15 protein-coding genes are annotated in these 20404 nt (G+C 38.3%); 7 read left to right on the top strand and 8 right to left on the bottom strand.

Features of this window, described 5'->3' with window-relative positions; translation table 11 throughout:
- Together BM084_RS19305 and BM084_RS19630 are read right to left on the bottom strand one after the other, a co-directional pair.
- Positions 1–246: hypothetical protein (locus tag BM084_RS19305; RefSeq protein ID WP_218152257.1), on the bottom strand; the 246-nt coding region annotated here is incomplete at its 3' end.
- Between the two features lie 3 nt (positions 247–249).
- Positions 250–2100 carry a fasciclin domain-containing protein gene (locus BM084_RS19630; RefSeq protein WP_075327365.1) on the bottom strand — a complete coding sequence of 617 codons (1851 nt, stop codon included), beginning with the start codon at positions 2098–2100 and terminating at the stop codon, positions 250–252.
- A gap of 229 nt (positions 2101–2329) precedes the next feature.
- Here BM084_RS19630 and BM084_RS16865 point away from each other — a divergent pair, with 229 nt between their 5' ends.
- The 3 genes from BM084_RS16865 (at position 2330) to BM084_RS16855 (ending at position 5046) form a co-directional block, all read left to right on the top strand.
- Positions 2330–2731 carry a lipocalin-like domain-containing protein gene (locus tag BM084_RS16865; protein ID WP_075327366.1) on the top strand — a complete coding sequence of 134 codons (402 nt, stop codon included), beginning with the start codon at positions 2330–2332 and terminating at the stop codon, positions 2729–2731.
- Between the two features lie 159 nt (positions 2732–2890).
- Positions 2891–4081 carry a tRNA 2-thiouridine(34) synthase MnmA gene (gene mnmA / locus BM084_RS16860; RefSeq protein ID WP_075327367.1) on the top strand — a complete coding sequence of 397 codons (1191 nt, stop codon included), beginning with the start codon at positions 2891–2893 and terminating at the stop codon, positions 4079–4081.
- A 20-nt stretch (positions 4082–4101) separates the two neighbouring features.
- Positions 4102–5046, top strand: coding sequence for an NAD(P)H-dependent flavin oxidoreductase (locus tag BM084_RS16855; protein WP_093306178.1), 945 nt, complete (start codon positions 4102–4104; stop codon positions 5044–5046).
- On the opposite strand, the gene BM084_RS16850 is transcribed toward BM084_RS16855, so the two are convergent.
- Genes BM084_RS16850 through guaA form a run of 4 tightly spaced genes read right to left on the bottom strand, consistent with a single transcriptional unit; the run spans position 5043 to position 9531 of the window.
- Positions 5043–5582, bottom strand: coding sequence for a DUF922 domain-containing protein (locus tag BM084_RS16850; RefSeq protein ID WP_075327369.1), 540 nt, complete (start codon positions 5580–5582; stop codon positions 5043–5045). The genes BM084_RS16855 and BM084_RS16850 overlap by 4 nt on opposite strands.
- The gene (locus BM084_RS16845) at positions 5579–5980 is read right to left on the bottom strand and encodes an OsmC family protein (RefSeq protein ID WP_075327370.1); all 402 of its coding nucleotides are present in this window, start codon (positions 5978–5980) and stop codon (positions 5579–5581) included. The genes BM084_RS16850 and BM084_RS16845 overlap by 4 nt, the downstream gene beginning before the upstream one ends.
- Positions 5940–7952 carry an amino acid ABC transporter substrate-binding protein gene (locus tag BM084_RS16840; protein WP_075327371.1) on the bottom strand — a complete coding sequence of 671 codons (2013 nt, stop codon included), beginning with the start codon at positions 7950–7952 and terminating at the stop codon, positions 5940–5942. Before BM084_RS16840 ends, BM084_RS16845 begins: the two co-directional genes overlap by 41 nt.
- 46 nt (positions 7953–7998) lie before the next feature.
- Entirely contained in the window at positions 7999–9531 is a 1533-nt protein-coding gene (gene guaA / locus BM084_RS16835; protein WP_075327372.1) for a glutamine-hydrolyzing GMP synthase, read from the bottom strand.
- Positions 9532–9617: 86 nt separating this feature from the next.
- Between guaA and BM084_RS16830 the strand changes: the two genes are divergently transcribed.
- Positions 9618–10343 carry an SIMPL domain-containing protein gene (locus BM084_RS16830; protein WP_075327373.1) on the top strand — a complete coding sequence of 242 codons (726 nt, stop codon included), beginning with the start codon at positions 9618–9620 and terminating at the stop codon, positions 10341–10343.
- A 140-nt stretch (positions 10344–10483) separates the two neighbouring features.
- Here BM084_RS16830 and BM084_RS16825 read toward each other — a convergent pair whose 3' ends face one another.
- Together BM084_RS16825 and bshC are read right to left on the bottom strand one after the other, a co-directional pair.
- A complete protein-coding gene (locus tag BM084_RS16825; RefSeq protein ID WP_093306180.1) occupies positions 10484–11848 on the bottom strand; it encodes a pyridoxal phosphate-dependent decarboxylase family protein in 1365 nt (454 codons plus the stop codon).
- A gap of 1 nt (position 11849) precedes the next feature.
- Entirely contained in the window at positions 11850–13463 is a 1614-nt protein-coding gene (gene bshC, locus BM084_RS16820) for a bacillithiol biosynthesis cysteine-adding enzyme BshC (protein ID WP_075327374.1), read from the bottom strand.
- Positions 13464–13721: 258 nt separating this feature from the next.
- Between bshC and BM084_RS16815 the strand changes: the two genes are divergently transcribed.
- The 3 genes from BM084_RS16815 (at position 13722) to BM084_RS16805 (ending at position 20290) form a co-directional block, all read left to right on the top strand.
- Positions 13722–16202, top strand: coding sequence for a M14 family metallopeptidase (locus tag BM084_RS16815; protein WP_093306174.1), 2481 nt, complete (start codon positions 13722–13724; stop codon positions 16200–16202).
- 306 nt (positions 16203–16508) lie between these two features.
- Entirely contained in the window at positions 16509–19328 is a 2820-nt protein-coding gene (locus BM084_RS16810; RefSeq protein WP_093306172.1) for a M16 family metallopeptidase, read from the top strand.
- Entirely contained in the window at positions 19328–20290 is a 963-nt protein-coding gene (locus BM084_RS16805) for a calcium/sodium antiporter (RefSeq protein ID WP_093306169.1), read from the top strand. Before BM084_RS16810 ends, BM084_RS16805 begins: the two co-directional genes overlap by 1 nt.
- Positions 20291–20404 lie beyond the last annotated feature (114 nt).

Raw genomic sequence — 20404 nt, 5'->3', positions numbered from 1 at the left:
GGCACTTTTTGCAACCTTACCCCCAATATATGCCAGAATCGGTTCGATTTCTCTATGTTCCACTAACTTGCTAGGTCTTCCTTCACACCCCACCGTTGCCAGTGACGCACTTGACTTCGCATTGCTCTTCCCTCCGATCAGGTGAGCGGACTTTCTTTCAAGTCCCGGAATTGTTTGCATGCAGGGCAAACAAAAAGCCCCAGAAATTAATTTCCCGGGGCTTTTACCTTTTATTAAATCAATCAAAAATTATTCAGCAGGAAGCAGAACAGTATCTAGCGCGTGAATTACACCATTGGTAGCCTGAACATCGGCTGCGATAACTGTAGAAGTTCTTCCTCTTTCATCGGTAATTACAACATTATCTCCAAGGTTTACGGTAAATTCGCCACCCTGTAAAGTTTCAACCACCATATCATCAGATAGGTCTCCAGATCTTACATTGGCTCCGGCAACTACGTGGTAGCTTAAAACAGCTTCTAAAGTTGCAGCATCAATATCTGCAAGAGAATCAACTCCAAGTTCATCTAATAATCCGACAAAAGCATCATTTGTAGGAGCAAAAACAGTAAAAGGAGCAGGAGCTTCACTCATCATAAGTGTTTCAACAAATGTAAAAGACTCTTCTCTTGTTAGGGCCTGTACAAGAACATCAAAATTAGGATCGGCAGTAGCAAAAGTGGTAACATCTGGTAAGCCAATTACAGCATCTACTGCGTGAATTACACCATTATCAGCTTCAACATCTGCAGTAGTTACAGAAGAAACTCCATTAATCGTTACGCCGTCATCAGTATTAATATACATACTTAAAGGTTCTTCTGAAGCTCCCCATACGGCCAAACCTGGAATATAACCTGTACTTAAATCAGCAGCCATAATTGTACCCGGTTGAACGTGGTTTAATAGTACCTGGGTTAATAAGGCTTCAGGTACTTCATCAAGACTATTGAATCCGTTATCATTTAAAAAGGCTGTAAAAGCAGCGTTATCAGGAGCAAAAACAGTATACTCATCTGTACCGGTAAAGGTTGAAGTTAAACCTGTCTTTTCTAAAGCAGCAAGCAAAGAAGAATAATTCTCGTTTCCGGCTACGAAATCTGCGATAGTATTAGTTTCTATTTCAATCGCATCATTTTCAGGAAGAAGTACAGTATCTAAAGCGTGAATTACACCATTATTCGCCTGGATATTGGTAGCAATAATTGTTGCTGTTCTTCCGTTTTCATCAGTAATAGTCACATTATCTCCCAGGTTGATAGTGAAACTTCCTGTTTCAAGAGTTTCTACCATCATACCATCACTAAGATCACCTGCACGAACATTTGAACCGGCAACTACGTGGTAGGTTAAAATACTGGATAAAAGATCGGCTGGAATATCACCCAAACCTGCTAACTCTAACTCGGCAAGTACATTAGCGAAAGCAGCATTAGTAGGGGCAAAAACAGTAAATGGTGCCGGAGCGTCTGTCATCATTAAAGTTTCTACAAACGTAAAAGACTCATCTGCAGTAAGTGCCTGTACAAGAATATCAAAATTAGGATCGGCAGTGGCAAAAGTGGTTACATCAGGAAGTCCAATAACAGCATTAACAGCGTGAATCACTCCATTGTCTACTTCCACGTCGGCAGTAGTTACGGTTGAAACTCCGTTAATCATTACCCCGTCCTCGGTATTAATATAAAGGCTCAAAGGTGAATCTGAAGCCATACCGGTAGCCATACTTTCAATATAGCCGGTTGAAAGCGCACCAGAGGTTATTTCACCTTCCTGAACGTGGTTTAAAAGAATTTCCGTTAAAACATCTGTGGGCACTTCATCAAGACTACTAAATCCGTTAGCCGACAGAAATGAATTAAATGCAGCGTTGTTTGGGGCAAAAACAGTGTAATTAGCAGAGCCATCTAAAGTAGCATCCAATCCGGTTACTTCTAAAGCAGCCTGTAAAGAAGAATAATCATCATTTTCGGCCACAAAATCAGTAATTGTGTTTGTTGGCATAATAACATCTCCTCCGTCGTCATCGTCACTACAGGAAAAGAGGCCAAAAGCCAGGAATGCCAGTAGGGCAAGTTTTGTAAATTTAATAGTTTTCATAGTTCTAATTTTTTGTTATAGCGTAAAAGTAAACGAGAAACCCATTATTAATTGTTTAATGTTTGTTAATTATTTTGAGACAATAGTTAAATGTTTAATCAATAGATATTTTATTTAAACAAAATAGTAATTACTTTTTAGCAATTTTATACAATAATTAATCCCTGGTTAAGCTTAATCCTATTACTTACTTAAAATTGTATATTTACAAAAAATAAAAACCTACGTTATGAAGAAACTTTTTTTAATGCTTTTTAGTATTGCCCTATTAACATCCTGCAGTGAAGATGATGATGCTAATGGAGAAGATCAAATTCTGGGTTTGTGGTATGCAGTCGAAATTAATAATTCGCCAATTGAAGGCCTTGATTTAAGCGAATGCAACCAGAACTCAAATATCACATTTAACTCAGATTTTTCAACCTATTCAGAATTCCACACCGTTGTAGAAGGGGAATGTGAAATAGAAGACACAACAGAAAGTACCTGGAGTAAAAGCAATGAAATATATACCTTTACTATTCCTTTTGAAGGTCTTGGTCAGGTAAACGGTACTGCGACTTTTGAGGGTGACACATTTATTTTTACCCCTATAGGTTCTCCAGACACCAGTATTGTTTTTGAAAGATAACTAAAAACTATATTTTCTAAAAAAGCTATCCAGAATTAAAATTTTGGATAGCTTTTTTATTTTATCCCTATTCCCTTCTCCTCCACCTTTCTCCTAAAATTTCGTAATTTTGCACTCCCTTTTCCGACTTTATGCGGAAAGGATTTCAATTATAGGTTTATGAAAAAGAAAGTAGTCGTAGGTTTATCGGGCGGAGTGGATTCCAGTGTTTCAGCGTATCTTTTGCAACAGCAGGGTTACGAGGTAATTGGGCTTTTTATGAAAAACTGGCACGACGATTCGGTAACTATTTCTGACGAATGCCCCTGGCTGGATGACAGTAATGACGCCATGATGGTAGCCGATAAACTTGGTATACCTTTCCAAACTGTAGATCTTAGCGAGCAGTATAAAGAGCGTATCGTTGATTATATGTTTAACGAATACGAACGTGGCCGTACGCCAAATCCCGATGTTCTTTGTAACCGTGAGATCAAGTTTGATGTTTTTATGAAAATCGCGCTTTCATTAGGGGCCGAATATGTAGCTACCGGTCACTATTGCCGAAAAGGAGAAATTCAGAAAAACGGGGAAACCATTTATCAATTACTTTCCGGAAAAGACAATAATAAAGACCAGTCTTATTTTCTTTGTCAGCTAACGCAAGAGCAGCTTTCAAAAACCTTATTTCCCATAGGCGAATTACAAAAATCTGAAGTAAGAAAAATTGCTTCAGAACAAAACCTGGTTACTGCCGATAAAAAGGATTCGCAAGGATTATGTTTTATAGGAAAAGTAAGATTACCAGATTTTCTTCAGCAAAAATTACAACCTAAAGAGGGAAAGATCATAGAAATTGAAGCCGAAAAAGACTTATATTCTTATGAAACACCAGAATTCAGCAACAAAAAGGAAGAACTCGATTTTCTTACTAAAAAGTATGAATACGCTGCTGAAGACGGAAAGGTTGTAGGAAAACACCAGGGTGCTCATTATTTCACCAAAGGACAGCGAAAAGGTCTTGCTGTTGGTGGCACGCCAGAGCCGCTGTTTGTTATCGATACCGACGTGGTAGATAATGTAATTTATACCGGGCAGGGAAAAAACCACCCGGGAATTTATAGAAAAGGACTTTTTATCAATAAAGACGAAGTGCATTGGGTTAGAAAAGACCTTGCTATAAGTACTGATGATACTTTAAAAGTAAAAGCCAGGATTCGTTATCGCCAACCCTTACAAGATGCAACATTGCATCAAACCGAGGCTGGAATGTATGTGATTTTTGATGAACCTCAAGCCTCAATTACCGAAGGTCAATTTGTAGCCTGGTATGAGAGCGAAGAATTATTAGGTTCGGGGGTTATTTCTTAAATTCGAGGAAAATTTAAGCAATGCCCAACAATAAAATCACACAGCTTTTTAATATAAAATATCCAATTATCCAGGCCGGTATGGTTTGGGCTAGCGGCTGGAAACTTGCCAGCGCCGTTAGTAATGCCGGCGGATTAGGGATTATTGGCGCAGGTTCTATGTATCCTGAAATCCTTAAAGAACATATTGAAAAATGTAAAAATGCTACTAATAAGCCTTTTGCGGTAAACGTACCCCTACTCTATCCGGATATTGATAAGATTATGGAAATTATTATCCAGAAAAAAGTGGAAATTGTTTTTACTTCTGCTGGAAATCCTAAAACCTGGACCAAACATTTACAGGAACACGGAATTAAAGTGGTACACGTAGTTAGCGGAGTGAAATTCGCACTAAAGTCTCAGGAAGCCGGCGTAGATGCTGTAGTGGCTGAAGGTTTTGAAGCCGGAGGACATAATGGTAGAGATGAAACTACCACTTTTACTTTAATCCCAATGGTGAAAGAAAAAATTGATATTCCCTTAATTGCCGCAGGCGGAATTGCCACCGGGCGGGGAATGTTGGCAGCAATGGTTTTAGGTGCCGACGCGGTACAGGTAGGTAGCCGATTTGTTGCCACTCCTGAAGCTTCTTCACACCAGAATTTTAAAGAAATGGTGGTGAAAGCCCAGGAAGGTGATACTAAACTGACCCTTAAAGAACTTGCCCCCGTAAGATTACTGAAAAATAAATTCTTTGAGGATGTTCAGAAATTATATGCTGAAAATCCTTCAAAAGAACAACTTATTGAACTTTTAGGTCGCGCCAGGGCAAAAAAAGGAATGTTTGAAGGCGATTTAGAAGAAGGAGAGCTGGAAATTGGCCAAATCTCAGGATTAATTCACGAGATAAAACCTGCTGTAGAAATTGTAAAAAAAATGATGGAAGAATTTGAAACTGCGAAGAAAGAAGTTTCAACATTTTAGCTGGAAAATTCACTTAATTTTTCTAATTCCTGCTTTATAAACACACGCCATTTAAACTCGGCTTCCTTATTAATACTGTGGTTGGTTTCTTTATCAAACCGATTTTGCAATTGCCGGCGCTGCTGTTCTATTTCAAAATAAATATCGTTTAATTCTTTTTTCATCTTTGGGCCGGGCTCGTAATTTTCCAGCGCTTTTCTAAGTTTCCTGGCGTGCAACTCGGTAATATCAAAATGTAATTGCTCGTGTGCGAGCAGATAATCTACCTCTTCAATTTCTTTCACCCAGGATCTATTCGGATAAAAATTACTGCCAACTTCATAATTAAGTTCTATTCCGCTGCTATTTTCGGTAGCATTCCAGGAGAAGGATAGGCCCGAATTGGTATTCGCTTTATATGGAAGATGCTTTTTAGGACTTGCTTTAAAATCGTTCCAGCTTAAAGATTCTTCTGCATTCCAGCTTATTTTATCATTTTCCTGCGCAAAAACCGAAAGGGTAAAAATCAAAATTAGAAGGAAACAGTAGCCTTTCATAAATAATTAAAGCTAATAAGCTTTTCCATATCTGGATGGAGACTTTGTAGAACCGGGCAGGTTTTTGCAGTATGTTCCAGGATTTTCTTAGATTTTTCCGAATATTTTTCGGGAAAAGTTATTACAATTTCCACTTTAGAGATTCTCCTGGGATTTGCCTCCATGGTTTTAGTAACTTCAGCCATAGTGCCTTTTAAATTGAGTTTTAGATCTTCGGCTTTAATTCCCATAACGGTAAGCATACAACTCGCTAAAGCGGTGGCCACAGTGTCTGTAGGAGAAAACGCCTCGCCTTTACCGTGATTATCGGTTGGGGCATCGGTAATAATTTTAGCACCACTTTTAAGGTGTTCGGCTTCAGTCCTTAAACTCCCGGTATAAATTACTTTGCTGGTCATTGACAACTTTTAAATTAAGTTCCTCATCTAAACTCATAATATAAACGGCATCATTAAAGAAACCGCCATTGCGCTTTGAAGTATAATGAAATTTATTCTCATGGTATTCGGTAAAACCGGTATACTTTTCAAAAGAATCGTAAAGATCTTCAGCAGAAGCTAATCTCAACAACACATCCATAGTAAGATCGTAACCTCTAATTACATATTGATTTGGAATCATATCAAATTCCTCTTTATAAGCTTCTATAAATTCTTCCGAAGATGTAGTGTCAAATTCTTTGTCTACCGAAGGATAATGGAAGTTAAGTCGGCCTAAATGCTCATTATCTACATTATCATCTTCGTAACCACTATTCTTCTCTGTAGTAAATAATTTAATTTGGTGATTTCTTGCCAAACGGTTTAATGCTGAAGTTGCACTACTCAACAAACCAACATTAGAAGACTCAAGAATTACCCAGTTTTCCTGGGTCTCTGAAAGTTGAGCCTGAATTTTTTCTGCACTTAAATAATTCGCTGAAGGAAGAATTACTCTTGAATTTGGTAAAACTTGAGTCAGTTCATTCTTTACCTGGTTTTTAGCTCCATCGGCAATAATAACTATATTTTTGCCACCCGAATTTTTCTGCAGGTAATCGAACATCGCATTTTTCAGAATTTCGTCGGTTGGACGGGACTGAAAAAGATTTGGGTAAGATCTCATCTCGCGGTTGGACAACGGACTTATTACCGGAACATTATACTGCGTTAATTTAGAAGCCGTAGCCTCTATGGTATTTTGTAACAATGGTCCAATTACAGCATCTACATTACTAAAATTATTGCTATTAATAATATTAGTAACCTCCTGCACACTTCTACGAGTATCAAAAGTTTTAAGTTGGGTAGAAATTCCAAGGCTTTTCGCCTCTTCCACCGCCATAAGTACACCACTATAAAAATCCAGGGAAATACGCAAAACCCGATCTTCTAAAATTGCGTCTTTATAATTAGCAATAGAATCCTGGTCTATTTGATTCAAATTATAGGGCAAAAAGACTACCAATTGTTTTGTGTCAAAATTGCTTAGCTTATTAGTTAAATCTAACCTTTCACCTGCATCTGTACCTTCGGTATCACTGGCTAATTCTTCGGTTTCGCCTTCCTCAAGATTTCCTTCTCCTGCACCGGTATTAGGAACTTTTAAAACCATTCCTATTTTCAAACCATCTTCTAAAGCCGGGTTCAAAGAAATTAGCGAATCCTGCGGAACATCAAACTTTCTTGAAAGGCCGAATAAAGTTTCTTTAGGTTTAACCTCGTAAAATTCAAAAACCTCATCGGTTAGAATTACCGGTTCGTTTAAAACATCGGTACCCACGCGAATCATTACACCGGGTTGTAATACATCTACTTTTGGATTTAATTCCTCAAGTTCTTTTACCGTAAGGCCATATTTACGGGCAATCCCATATTTGGTTTCTTTAGGTAAAACAACGTGCTCACGGGTTTCAGAAATTTGTGGCTTATTGGCAGCCGGAATATCTAAATCTTTTGAAGAAGCTATTTCAGTATTTGTAGTGCCTTTTTTTCGCTGCGGAATTAAAATCTCTTCACCACGCTGCAATTCTTCAGAATAAAGGTGTTTATTAAACCTTTTAATCTCATCAATTTCAACATTATAATCCTTTGAAAGTCTATATAAAGTTTCTTTTCGCTTTACCGTATGGGTAATAAACTGAATATCTTCAGTTTCAGCTGAAACTTCTTTCTCCTGCTGACTTAATGGGATCACTAATTTTGAAGATACCTCTAGATTGCCTTTAGCATCGGGATTGTATTTATAGATCGCTTCTTCTGAAATATTGTAGGCTTTAGCGATGCTGTAAACGGTTTCCCCGGCTTCTACCGTATGGTATTTAAATTCCTGGGCGGATGCCGAAAGAGTAGACAGCTGAAATAAAAAACAAACTATTAAAAGGTACTTCATATTTATTGGTTTAATCTCTCAAAGAGAGTTTAATTAAGCTCAAATTTTATTCCCATTCTATAGTAGCCGGTGGTTTTGAGCTTATATCATACACTACTCTATTAACGCCTTTAACCCGATTTATTATAGTATTCGAGGTTTTTTGCAGAAATTCGTAAGGTAAATTCACCCAGTCTGCCGTCATTCCATCGGTAGATTCTACGGCCCTTAAAGCTACTACTTTCTCATAAGTACGCTCATCTCCCATAACTCCTACAGAGCTTACCGGTAGCAATATAGCGCCGGCCTGCCATACTTTATCATACAACATCCAATCTCTTAATCCCTGGATAAAAATATGATCAACTTCCTGCAAAATACGAACTTTTTCAGCAGTAATATCTCCCAGAATCCTAATAGCAAGTCCCGGTCCCGGAAACGGGTGTCTTCCCAGTAATTCCTTATTAATTCCCATTTCGGCACCTACTCTCCGTACTTCATCTTTAAAAAGCATTTTTAAAGGCTCTACCACCTTTAGCTTCATAAAATCTGGTAATCCCCCAACATTATGATGTGACTTTATGGTTGCTGAAGGACCGCCATTTACCGAAACCGATTCAATAACATCTGGATAAATAGTTCCCTGAGCTAAGTAAGTAACATCTTTAATTTGGTGCGCTTCATCATCAAAAACTTCAATAAACGCATTTCCAATAGCTTTTCGTTTTTCTTCGGGATCACTTACTCCTGCAAGGGCATCCAGAAATCGTGCCGAAGCATCAACTCCCTTCACATTTAGCCCCATATCTTTATACTGGTCTAAAACGCTTTCAAATTCTCCTTTACGAAGCAAACCGTTATTTACAAAGATGCAATACAGGTTTTTCCCGATGGCTTTATGCAATAAAACCGCAGCAACACTAGAATCTACGCCACCGCTTAAACCTAAGACTACTTTATCGTCTCCTATTTTTTCTTTTAATTCTGAAACCGTTAGATCAACGAATTTACCCGGAGTCCAGGTTTGCGCTACATCGGCAATTTTCACTAAAAAGTTTTCCAGCAATTGTTTCCCATCGGTAGAATGATAAACTTCGGGATGGAATTGTATTCCAAAAGTTTGTTCGCCTTCAATTCGGTAAGCTGCATTCAAAACATCTGTAGTACTGGCAATTCTCACGCTGTTCGCCGGCAATTCTTTTATGGTATCACTATGGCTCATCCAAACCTGGGAGTTTTCCATAATCCCGTCAAACAAGGTTTCGCCATCTCTTATTACCGAAAGATTTGCTCTACCATATTCCCTGGTTTCTGAAGCTTCTACTTTTCCGCCGTGGAAATGAGCAAAATACTGCGCTCCATAACATACTGCCAGGATTGGTAATTTTCCACGAATCTTAGAGAGATCTGGATGCGGAGCATCTTCTCCCCGTACAGAAAACGGACTCCCCGAAAGGATTACCGCTTTAAAGCTTGAAATATCGTCTGGAATTTTGTTGAATGGAACAATTTCGCAGTAAATATTGAGTTCTCTCACACGCCTTGCAATCAGTTGCGTGTACTGCGAGCCGAAGTCTAAAATGAGTACGTTTTTTTGCATAGGCAAAAGTAAGAATTTGAGCCAAAAATAAAATAACCATTGGGTTTATTTTCTATCTTTATTCTGAACAAATTTTTATTTAAAAAATGAAATACATAAGTGCTATAATTTTTGCCATTGCCATTGTGCTTGCCGCTTGGTTCCTGGGTGAATCCTATGTAAGTCGTGCAAATCCGGACGGCGTAATCTCGGTAACCGGCTCAGGAAGTGAAAATTTTACTTCAGATCTAATTGTATGGGAAGGCAGTTTTAGCCGAATGAGCGCAAACCTGGAACAAGCTTACAATGAATTAAACCGGGATAAAGAAACGGTTAGAACTTATCTTATAGATAAGGGAATAAACGAAGAAAATATCGTGTTCAACTCGGTGCAAACTTCAGAGCAGCGGGAAAATCAATACCAGAATGGAAATTATGTAGGTAGCATCTTCCAGGGTTATCAACTTACCCAAAATGTAAAAATTGAATCTAATGATGTAGAATTGGTGGAAGGAGTTGCGCGCGAGATTACAGAATTATTAAATAAAGGAGTTCAATTTAACTCTACACCTCCAAGATATTATTACACTAAAATAGCCGATTTAAAAATTGAAATGATTTCAAAGGCGACTGAAGATGCCCGATTAAGAGCGGAGAAAATTGCAGAAAATAGCGGTGGAAGTTTAGGTGAACTAAAAAATGCCAATATGGGCGTTTTCCAGATCACCGGTCAAAACAGTGGAGAAGATTACAGCTGGAGCGGCACCTACAATACCGCAGATAAAAAGAAAACCGCATCTATTACAATGCGGTTAGATTATGAGATTGATTAAAGTAAGATTTTAAAACAATTGTCATCCTGAATTCATTTCAGAGCCTGCTCCGAAATTTATTCGGAGATCTAATATTTTATCGAATAATAACACATATTAGAAGCTGAAACAAGTTCAGCTTGACGGTTATAGAACTATTTCTAATCCATAGTATCCAAAATCATATCAATATCTTCCTCAGTAGTATCAGGATTAATAAAACAAAAACGAACTACGGTTTCTTTTTTCCAGGTAGTTGGAGTTACTAACGCCAGACCTTCCCGATGATTTTTATACGTCCAGTCTTTATATTCTTCAGGGCTCCATCCTTTTCTTCGGAATAAAACTACCGATAAACTCGGCGGTCTTACCAACTCCAGGTTATCACGCTCTTCAATTTTTTTAGCTGCTTTTTTAGCAAGTTCAATTCCTGTTTCGATGGCCTGTCGGTATTTATTAGTACCATGCATCGCTAAAGAAAACCAAAGCGGCATTCCTCTAACCCTTCTTGTTAACTGAATTTGATAATCGGCCGGATTGAAACCCTGGGCTCCTTCATCTTTAAAAATTTCCAGGTAAGCACCTTTCTGAGAATGCGCATTTTTCGCCAATTCCAGGTCTTTATATATAACCGCTCCACAATCGTAAGGAGAAAACAACCATTTATGCGGATCAATCGTAATACTGTCGGCTCGCTCCACTCCATTAAATAGATGCCTAACCGAAGGAGCGGCTAAAGCGCCGCCACCGTATGCGCAATCTACGTGAAACCACACATTTTCTTTTTCACAAACATCGGCAATGGTATCTAATTGATCTATAATACCTGCGTTTGTGGTACCACCCGTAGCGACTACTGCAAAAAGACGATTTCGGTCTTTTTCTTCCAATTCATTAATTGCATTCTGTAGTTCACGGCCAGTAAGATTTTCTTCTTCACAATCTATCATAACCACATCGGCATCAATCACCTTTGCCATCGCCTGTATAGAACTATGCGCGCCGTGAGAAGTAAGCATCAACGCTTTTTTCCCTACGTTCTGGCTATCGCGGTCACGCCAGGCTTCTCTTGCCGCCACCATAGCCGAAAGATTTGCCGCCGTACCACCGCTGGTAAAAACTCCAAAAGCACCTTCGGGTAATCCTGTAAGTGAAACCAGCCATTTCATCGCCTGGTTTTCACAAAAAATTCCGCCGGCACCTTCCATCCAGTAAGCACCGTGAATGCTGGAAGCCGAAGTCACTAAATCGAACATAATTGCCGCCCGGGTTGGTGCAGCGGGAACAAAGGCCAAATGCCGTGGATGATCTATTGGCACCGTAGCTTTCACCAAAACGTCACGAAAAAGCTGGAAAGCATTCTCTCCGCCAATCCCTTCCGGAGTTACGGTTTCACCAACAATTCTAAATAATTCTTCTTCTTTTTTTGGGGCTCCCATTTCGGGAGTAATGTTAGAGATACGGTCTATGGTATATTTCATAACGTCCAGCGTCATTTCTACCAGGTTCATATCTATAGTGTGCATTTTATTCTTTTCCAAAAGTCAAAATTTTAAATTCCGCCTGCAGCGGGTCTAATTCTTTTAATAATACTGAAATCAATTCGGGGCCGTATTCTGCATAAATTTCCGAAAAATTGGTTTGGCGTTCCTGTAAACCATTATTAGGAAAGAGCTCATTTTGAAGCTCTGCAATTCTACTTACCTCATCTTCCAGTTTTCGTTTTTGTGCTTTTAAAAGACGTTTTTCGAGATTATCAAGGCCTTTTAATTGTTTTACTTCCTGGGCTTTTACCGCGCCAAGAAAAGATTTATCGGTTTTTTCTGCCAGCTCATACATTTGCTGAAATTGCTCCACCAAATGTTCTTTCTGTTTGGAGAAATCGATATCTATATTTGAAATTTGCCGCACTTTCCTGTTGATGAGTTCGTGCTGTTTCAGAAACAATTCTTTATTCGAAATATTTAATTTTCGTCTTTTCTCATCAAGTTTTTCAGACTGAATCATAGCCGAATTCCGAAGCAATAAAACAGGAAAAACAATATTTTCAGCTGCAAAATATTCTTTTAATTCTAACCAGTACGCGATCTCTCCACCACCACCTATATAACAAAGATTGGGTAAAATTACTTCCTGATATAAAGGACGAAGCATCACATTTGGACTAAAGCGTTCGGGAAAATGCTGTAATTCTTCCAAAATTTCAGCTTTGGTAAATTTAATTTCTGTTTCGTGTACGAAATATTCACCCTGGCGTTCTATAATGCGTTCCCGCAAACCATTATGCAGATAGAACAAATTAATCTCCCGCGGATTCACCTGAACATTATAGCCTAGATCATTTAGTTTCTCAGCAGTTTTCGTGGTGGTTTTATGCGAGATTTGTTCTAAAAGTTCATTTTTGGCGTAAGGAATAAAAAGTTCTTTCAAAGATTTTTGCTGCGCATCTATTATCACCAAACCTTCTTCTTTAAAAAGTTCATTGGCGAGATATAAAGTTGCCTCGGCAAGATTATCGTGCTGCAGGTATGCTTTTTTGAATAATTCCTTTAAATAATCGGCATCTTTACCTCCACCAATTTCAGCTGAAAAAAGCTTAAAAACATCTTTAAGACCATCAGTAGATAAATTTCCTACGGCATCATTCTCGGCATTTTGAGGTGCATTGGCCCACTGAAACTTTTTTCCGTTTAAATTAAAGAAATTGATCTCCTCAAAATCGTGATCTTCGGTCGCCATCCAGTAAATGGGCACAAAATTATTTTCAGGATATTCTTCCTTTAATTTTCGGGTAAGATTGATTGTGGAAACAATTTTATATAAAAAGTAAAGCGGTCCTGTGAACAAATTAAGCTGATGCCCGGTCACTACCGTAAAGGTTTTTTGGTTTTCCAGGGCATCGATATTTCTTTGTGTAGCCTCTGAAATCTCCAGCCCGGAATATTGTTCCTTTAAAGCTTTTACAAGGATTTCTCGATTTTTTATCGGAAAAGAAGACTTTTCTTCTATTTGCGCTTTAAAATTTTCCAGGTTCGGAAAGCGATTATAAAAAGTTTTTAATTTCTCTTTTTCAGCGAGATAATCTAAAATAAGCTCGGTAAAATAATTGGTTTCTTTGTACGGAATACACTCGGTTGGCATTAGCAATTTTTTGGATGGTAAAGATACCGAAGTTAAGAATTTTATTCGCTAATTTTTAGTTAATTTGGCGCTAGATACTGTTTTTACTCGATTATCGGTGGTTTATAATCAAACTTCAAGCTGAACTTGTTTCAGCTTCTAAAGTAAATCGAATTACTATCAACTTTATATCCTGAAACGAGTTCAGGATGACGATAAAATGACTTTTTGAATAACAAGGAACTTATTAAGCTTAAATTCAACATTTAAAATCAATAAATGAAATCAACTTTACTCGCTGTCGTCTTTCTCTTTTTAGGTTTACAAATCAATGCACAATTACAAAGTCCGGAAGAATTCCTGGGCTACGAGATTGGGGAGCAATTCTCCCGTCACGCCGATGTAGTGAATTATTTTGAACAGGTAGCTGAGAATTCTCCGCTGGTTGAATATCATACTTACGGAAAAACCAACGAAAGGCGCCCACTTACCTATGCGGTGATTTCTTCGGAAAAAAATTTGCAGAACCTGGAAGAAATTAGAAACAATCATCTTGGAAACACCGGAATTTCTGAAACTGATGGAGAAGCCGATAAAGCCATTCTTTGGTTAAGCTATAATGTGCACGGCAATGAAGCTTCCAGTACCGAAGCTGCGATGAAAACTTTATATGCCCTGATCACCGAAAAACAGGATTGGCTGGAAAATACCGTGGTAATTATAGACCCCAATGTAAATCCTGATGGGCGCGATAGGTACGTAAACTGGTACAACCAGGTAAAAGCAGAGCCCTACAGTCCATTGCAAGCAGCAGCGGAACATCACGAACCCTGGCCGGGCGGAAGACCAAATCATTATTTATTTGATCTTAACCGCGACTGGGCCTGGGCCACGCAGGTGGAAACCCAGCAACGACTTAAAATCTATAACCAGTGGATGCCACATATTCACGTAGATTTTCACGAGCAGGGCATCAATGAACCTTATTATTTTGCACCCGCGGCAGAACCTTTTCACGAAATTATCACCCCTTTCCAAAGGGAGTTTCAAACCGAAATAGGGAAAAACCACGCCGAATATTTTGATGAAGAAGGCTGGTTGTTTTTTACCAAAGAACGTTTTGATTTGCTATACCCAAGTTATGGAGACACTTACCCAACTTATATGGGCGCCATTGGAATGACCTACGAACAGGCGGGTCACGGTCGTGCCGGATTGGGAATTAATACCGATGAAGGTTACGAACTCACTTTAAAAGATCGGGTAGCGCATCATCACACCACCGGACTTTCAACTATTGAAGTTGCTACTAAAAATATTAATGCTTTAAATTCTGAATTTAAAAAGTATTTTGATAATGCAAATCTGGAATACAAATCTTACGTGGTAAAGGGAAATCCCGATAAAATTGCTTTACTAAAAGAATTGCTGGATAAGCACGAAATTAAGTATCAAAATGCAGCAACTGGAAGAATAAAAGGCTTTAATTATTCCGAAGGTAAAAGAGGAAATTTGAATGCTGACGAAAACACTTTGGTGATCAATACAAACCAACCAAAAGGTAAAATGGTAAACGTACTTTTTGAACCTTCCACTACCCTAAGCGATTCTCTAACCTATGATATTACTGCCTGGAGTTTGCCTTATGCTTACGGTTTGGAAGCAGTAGCGAGCCCACGCGAAGTTTCTTCAGAAGCAAATTCTACAAATGCTGAAATTTCCAATACGGCAAATCCTTCGGGAGCCGGTTATGTTTCAAAATGGAATGCCATCCAGGATGCCCAATTTTTAGCTGGATTGCTAAAGGAAAATATTAAGGTGCGTTTTAGTGAAATTCCGTTTAAAAGCGAAGGAAAAGATTATGATCGTGGTAGCTTGATCATCACAAAAAGCGACAACAGAACTAACGAAGATTTTGATGAAACTGTAGTTGAAGTCGCAAATAAACATCAAAGAGAACTTGTAGCGGCAAGCACAAGTTTCGCTGGTAGCGGACCCGATTTTGGTTCACCTGAAGTAAAACTAATTAATTCACCAAAAGTTGCGGTTTTAAAAGGCGAAGGCACTTTTTCTTTAAATTACGGAGAAATATGGCACTTTTTTGAGCAAGACCTCAACTACCCTCTAACTTCAATAAACACCGATTATTTTAAAAATATTGACCTGGCTCAATTTGATGTTCTGATAATGCCAGAAGGCAATTACGCTGATATTTTAGATGAGGATACTTTAAAACAAGTAAAAGACTGGGTTAGCAATGGCGGTAAACTTATTGCCATTGGTCGTGCTGTAGGCACTTTTGCAGGAAAAGATGGCTTTAATCTTAAAGAGAACAAATCTGAAACCAAAGATTCTACGGCTACAGGGAATTTAATTCCGTATGCACAAAGAGAGCGGGAAAGCGCACAAAATATGATCACGGGAAGCATTGTAAAAACCAAATTGGACAATACCCACCCAATGGCTTTTGGCTACGGCGATACGTATTTGAGTTTAAAATTAAGTAGCGATAGCTACAAACTCCTGGATAAAGGCTTTAATGTTTCCTACATTCAACAACCGGAAATAGTTGCAGGTTTTGCAGGAAGTTCAGCGGTAAAAGATCTTGAAAATTCGCTGATTTTTGGGGAAGAAAGAATGGGAAGCGGAAGTGTTATTTATATGGTAGATAATCCCTTATTCCGGGCATTCTGGGAGAACGGGAAATTGTTCTTCGCAAATTCAGTTTTTTTGGTAAATAATAATAAATTCAGACTTTAAAAGATTAGAATTCTTTTGCCACGAATGCACGAATAATTTTATTGAATTATCCTGCGAGGTTTCTTTTAACCTCGTAGGTATTTTTCTTAACGAAACTCTTACTCTTACCACAAATTCACTAATTTATTCTATACTCATTTGGGGGTTTTTAAGCTTAAAATTTAAAGTAAACAACAAACGCTAAACAGGTCTCGCAATAACAAAACTTAATATTCGTGTATTCGTGGCTTTTTATTAGGACTCCAATGATTTAATTCTGAAACAATCGAAATAAACACTAATTTTGGTTTGCTAAAATTGAACTTAATGAAATTCAGAATTATACTTTTATTGCTTTGCAGCTTTGCAATTTCTCAAAATATCCAATCCCAGGAACCAACCGATTTTAATGTAGATTTTGAAACTTTTACTCTGGAAAATGGCTTAAATGTTATTTTTCATATCGATAAATCAGATCCCGTTGTAGCGGTAGCATTAACTGCACACGTAGGTTCTGCCCGGGAAAAAGAAGGCCGAACAGGTTTTGCCCATCTTTTTGAACATCTTTTATTTTTAGAATCAGAAAATCTTGGGAAAGGCGGACTTGATAAACTGAGTGCTCGCATTGGAGGCTCTGGTGCCAATGGTTCTACCAGCCGGGATCGTACCAATTATTTTCAAACCGTACCAAAAGACGCTTTGGAAAAGATGATCTGGGCTGAAGCCGATAAACTCGGGTATTTTATCAACACAGTTACAGAACCCGTGCTTGCCAAAGAAAAACAGGTAGTAAAAAACGAAAAAAGACAGGGTGTGGATAACCGCCCTTATGGCCATACTATGTATGTGATAGATAAAAATTTATATCCCGAAGATCATCCATATAACTGGCAGGTAATTGGCTCGCTAGAAGATCTTCAAAATGCTACGCTTCAGGATGTAAAGGAGTTTTATAACAACTGGTATGTACCAAACAATGTAACATTAAGTATTGCTGGCGATTTTGATAAAGAGCAGGCCAAAGAATGGATTCATAAATATTTTGATGGAATACCGCGTGGTCCCAAAATTGAACGAGAAGAAAAGCAATTGGTAGCACTTTCCGAAACCAAAAAACTCTATTACGAAGATAATTTTGCGCGGCTTCCGCAACTAACTATCGCCTGGCCGGCCGTATATTCCTACCACGAAGACACCTATGCTTTAGAAGTGCTGGCAAAATATTTAAGCGAGGGAAAAAACGCGCCGTTGTATCAAAACCTGGTATCAGAAAAAGAACATACAGATCGGGTTAGAATGTATAATTACACTTCAGAATTAGCGGGACAACTAATGCTGCAGGTTACCGCTTATAATGAAGTTGATTTAGATTCCGTAGAAAGCGCGGTTTTTGAAACCTTTAAAAATTTTGAAGCCGAAGGTATTCCCGAAAGAGATCTAAAACGAATTAAAGCACAACAGGAAACCGACTTCTATAATAGCCTGGCCAGTGTTTTAGGCAAAGGGTTTCAGCTGGCACAATACCAGATTTTTGCTAACGATCCGAATTATATTAATAAAGATGTAGAAAAAATACTTGCGGTTACGCCGGAAGATGTAAAACGTGTTTATGAAAAATATATAAAAGGAAAACATTTTGTCGCTACAAGTTTTGTTCCGCAAGGGCAGGTGGCACTTGCTTTAGAAAATTCTGAAGAAGCTGGAGTTATAGAAGAAAAAATAGTTAAAAATGCTGAAGAAGAAGTGAATGCATCTGCAGACGCCTCTTACCAAAAAACTCCTTCCAGTTTTGACCGAAGTGTAGAACCTCCATATAGCAGCGCACCTGAATTGACAGTTCCAGAAATTTGGGAAAATATACTTCCTTCCGGGCTTAAAGTTTACGGAATCACTAATAATGAAGTTCCACTGGTAAAATTTAGTTTGGAGATGCAAGGCGGATTATTATTGGAAAGCCCTAATAAAGTAGGCGTTTCTAATCTTTTGGCTAATCTAATGACCAAAGGAACTAAAAATAAGACTCCCGAAGAACTGGAAGAAGCCATTCAATTATTAGGAGCCGATATTAATGTAACTGCGGAAGATGAAAAAATTGTTTTAAGTGGCAGCACCCTCGCAAAAAATTATGCTAAAACCATAGATTTGGTTCAGGAAATATTATTGGAACCTCGCTGGGATTCTACCGAATTCAAACTGGTAAAACAGCAGGCACTTAGTAGAATTCAGCAACAAAAAGCCGATCCAAATAGTATTGCTAATAATGAATTTAGGAAGCTAATTTATGGCGAAAATCATATTTTAGGACATAATAATTTAGGTACAGAATCTTCGGTAAATAATATCACCCTGGAAGATCTTAAAGATTATTATTCAGCAAACCTTAGTCCTAAACGCAGTGTTTTTCACGTAGTGGGCGCAATAGAAAAAGAAGATGCGGTAAAAGGTATTCGGGCGCTTTCGGTAGCCTGGCCACCAAAATCGGTTAAAATGCCAGAAGTTGCTCAGCCTGAACTCCCACAGGAATCTCAAATTTATTTTTACGATGTTCCCGGTGCCAAGCAATCGGTTTTACGCTTTGGTGCTCCTGCCCTGGCCGCTACCGATGATGATTTTTATGCCGCCGAAGTAATGAATTATCGTTTAGGCGGCGGCGGATTTGCCTCGCAGCTCACCCAGGAATTACGGGAAGGCAAAGGCTACACCTACGGAATTCGCTCTGGATTTAATGCAGGAAAAAATAAAGGTCTATTTCTAATTTCCAGCGGTGTTCGTAGTAATATTACTTTTGATGCCGTAAAACTAATCAAAGAAATTATAGAAAATTACCCGCATAATTTTGACGGGGAAGATATGGAAGTCACCCGCGGATTTATGATTAAAAGCAACGCCAGGAAGTTTGAGACTTTAAATTCAAAACTGGATATGCTTAGTGAAATTAGCACTTTTGGCCGTGAGTATAATTACATTAAGCAGCGGGAGAAAATGGTAAATGAGCTTACCGTTTTAGATATAAGAGAATTGGCTGAAAAATATATAGATCCTGAAAAAATGTACTTTTTAATCGTGGGAGATGCCGCAACACAGATGGAAAAACTGGAAGAGCTTGGCTTAGGAAAACCAGTTTTATTAAACGAAATTAACGAATAATGATATTACCTGCAATTTTACTTGTTTTAGGACTGATAGTCCTAATTTTTGGAGCCAACTATATGGTTGAAGGTGCTTCTGCCCTGGCCAAAAAATTTAATATTTCTAACCTTGCTATTGGTTTAACCATTGTAGCTTTTGGAACTTCTGCACCAGAGTTGGTGGTGAACACCTTTGCCGCGGCCGATGGGTATTCAGATATCGTTTTTGGAAATGTGATAGGTAGTAATAATTTCAACCTGTTTATTATCCTGGGGATTACAGGACTTATCACTCCGCTGGCAGTGCAATCCAGTACTGCGTGGAAGGAAATTCCTATTTCACTTATAGCGGTAGTAATTCTTTTTATGATGGTAAACGATCAGGTTATTTCTCCCGACCACCCCAGTATACTAAGTACTTTAGACGGGTTTATTTTACTATTTTGTTTCTTGGCATTTCTATTTTATGTATATAAACAACTCAAAAATGACGATGTGGTAGAAGAAGATAACATCAAACTTCTGTCTCCCTTAAAAACTACCATTTTTATTATTGGGGGCCTCGCGGGTCTGGTTTTAGGTGGCCAACTGGTAGTTAATAATGCAATAGAAATTGCCGAAAGTATGGGAATTAGTCAAAAAATTATTGGTCTTACTGTCGTGGCTGCGGGAACTTCCCTGCCAGAGCTGGCCACGTCTGTGGTAGCCGCGGCCAAAAAGAATGCCGACATTGCTGTGGGTAATATTATTGGTTCTAACATCTTTAATATTTTCCTTATTCTATCTGCAGCATCAATTATAAATCCAATTAATTTCAATTTAAATTTCAACCAGGACCTTTATATCCTGGCCGGCGGAACATTATTTCTACTTTTAGCTATGTTTACCGGTAAGAGAAGAAGACTGGATCGCTGGGAAGCTTTAATTCTATTAGTGGCCTACCTTGCTTATACTACTTATTTAGTAATGCAGGAATTATAAATAAAGACTGGACTTATTTTATTAACTGAGGTTTAAATCCTAATATAACAATCTGAAAATCCTTTATTTTTTATGAATTTCTTTTCATTTGCCAGAGATTAATTCTATTAATTT

The sequence above is a fragment of the Salegentibacter agarivorans genome (genome assembly GCF_900113135.1).
GTDB classification, from domain to species: Bacteria; Bacteroidota; Bacteroidia; order Flavobacteriales; family Flavobacteriaceae; genus Salegentibacter; species Salegentibacter agarivorans.
Note: the sequence above shows the minus strand (reverse complement) of the source record. Positions and strands in the feature narration are given on the sequence as shown.

Coding starts and splice junctions, on each gene's coding strand:
- mnmA (WP_075327367.1), top strand. CDS start 2,891: ATGAAAAAGAAAGTAGTCGTAGGTTTATCGGGCGGAGTGGATTCCAGT.
- BM084_RS16805 (WP_093306169.1), top strand. CDS start 19,328: ATGATATTACCTGCAATTTTACTTGTTTTAGGACTGATAGTCCTAATT.
- BM084_RS16810 (WP_093306172.1), top strand. CDS start 16,509: ATGAAATTCAGAATTATACTTTTATTGCTTTGCAGCTTTGCAATTTCT.
- BM084_RS16825 (WP_093306180.1), bottom strand. CDS start 11,848: ATGCACACTATAGATATGAACCTGGTAGAAATGACGCTGGACGTTATG.
- BM084_RS16840 (WP_075327371.1), bottom strand. CDS start 7,952: ATGAAGTACCTTTTAATAGTTTGTTTTTTATTTCAGCTGTCTACTCTT.
- BM084_RS16850 (WP_075327369.1), bottom strand. CDS start 5,582: ATGAAAGGCTACTGTTTCCTTCTAATTTTGATTTTTACCCTTTCGGTT.
- BM084_RS16830 (WP_075327373.1), top strand. CDS start 9,618: ATGAAATACATAAGTGCTATAATTTTTGCCATTGCCATTGTGCTTGCC.
- BM084_RS16815 (WP_093306174.1), top strand. CDS start 13,722: ATGAAATCAACTTTACTCGCTGTCGTCTTTCTCTTTTTAGGTTTACAA.
- BM084_RS19630 (WP_075327365.1), bottom strand. CDS start 2,100: ATGAAAACTATTAAATTTACAAAACTTGCCCTACTGGCATTCCTGGCT.
- BM084_RS16845 (WP_075327370.1), bottom strand. CDS start 5,980: ATGACCAGCAAAGTAATTTATACCGGGAGTTTAAGGACTGAAGCCGAA.
- guaA (WP_075327372.1), bottom strand. CDS start 9,531: ATGCAAAAAAACGTACTCATTTTAGACTTCGGCTCGCAGTACACGCAA.
- BM084_RS16865 (WP_075327366.1), top strand. CDS start 2,330: ATGAAGAAACTTTTTTTAATGCTTTTTAGTATTGCCCTATTAACATCC.
- bshC (WP_075327374.1), bottom strand. CDS start 13,463: ATGCCAACCGAGTGTATTCCGTACAAAGAAACCAATTATTTTACCGAG.
- BM084_RS16855 (WP_093306178.1), top strand. CDS start 4,102: ATGCCCAACAATAAAATCACACAGCTTTTTAATATAAAATATCCAATT.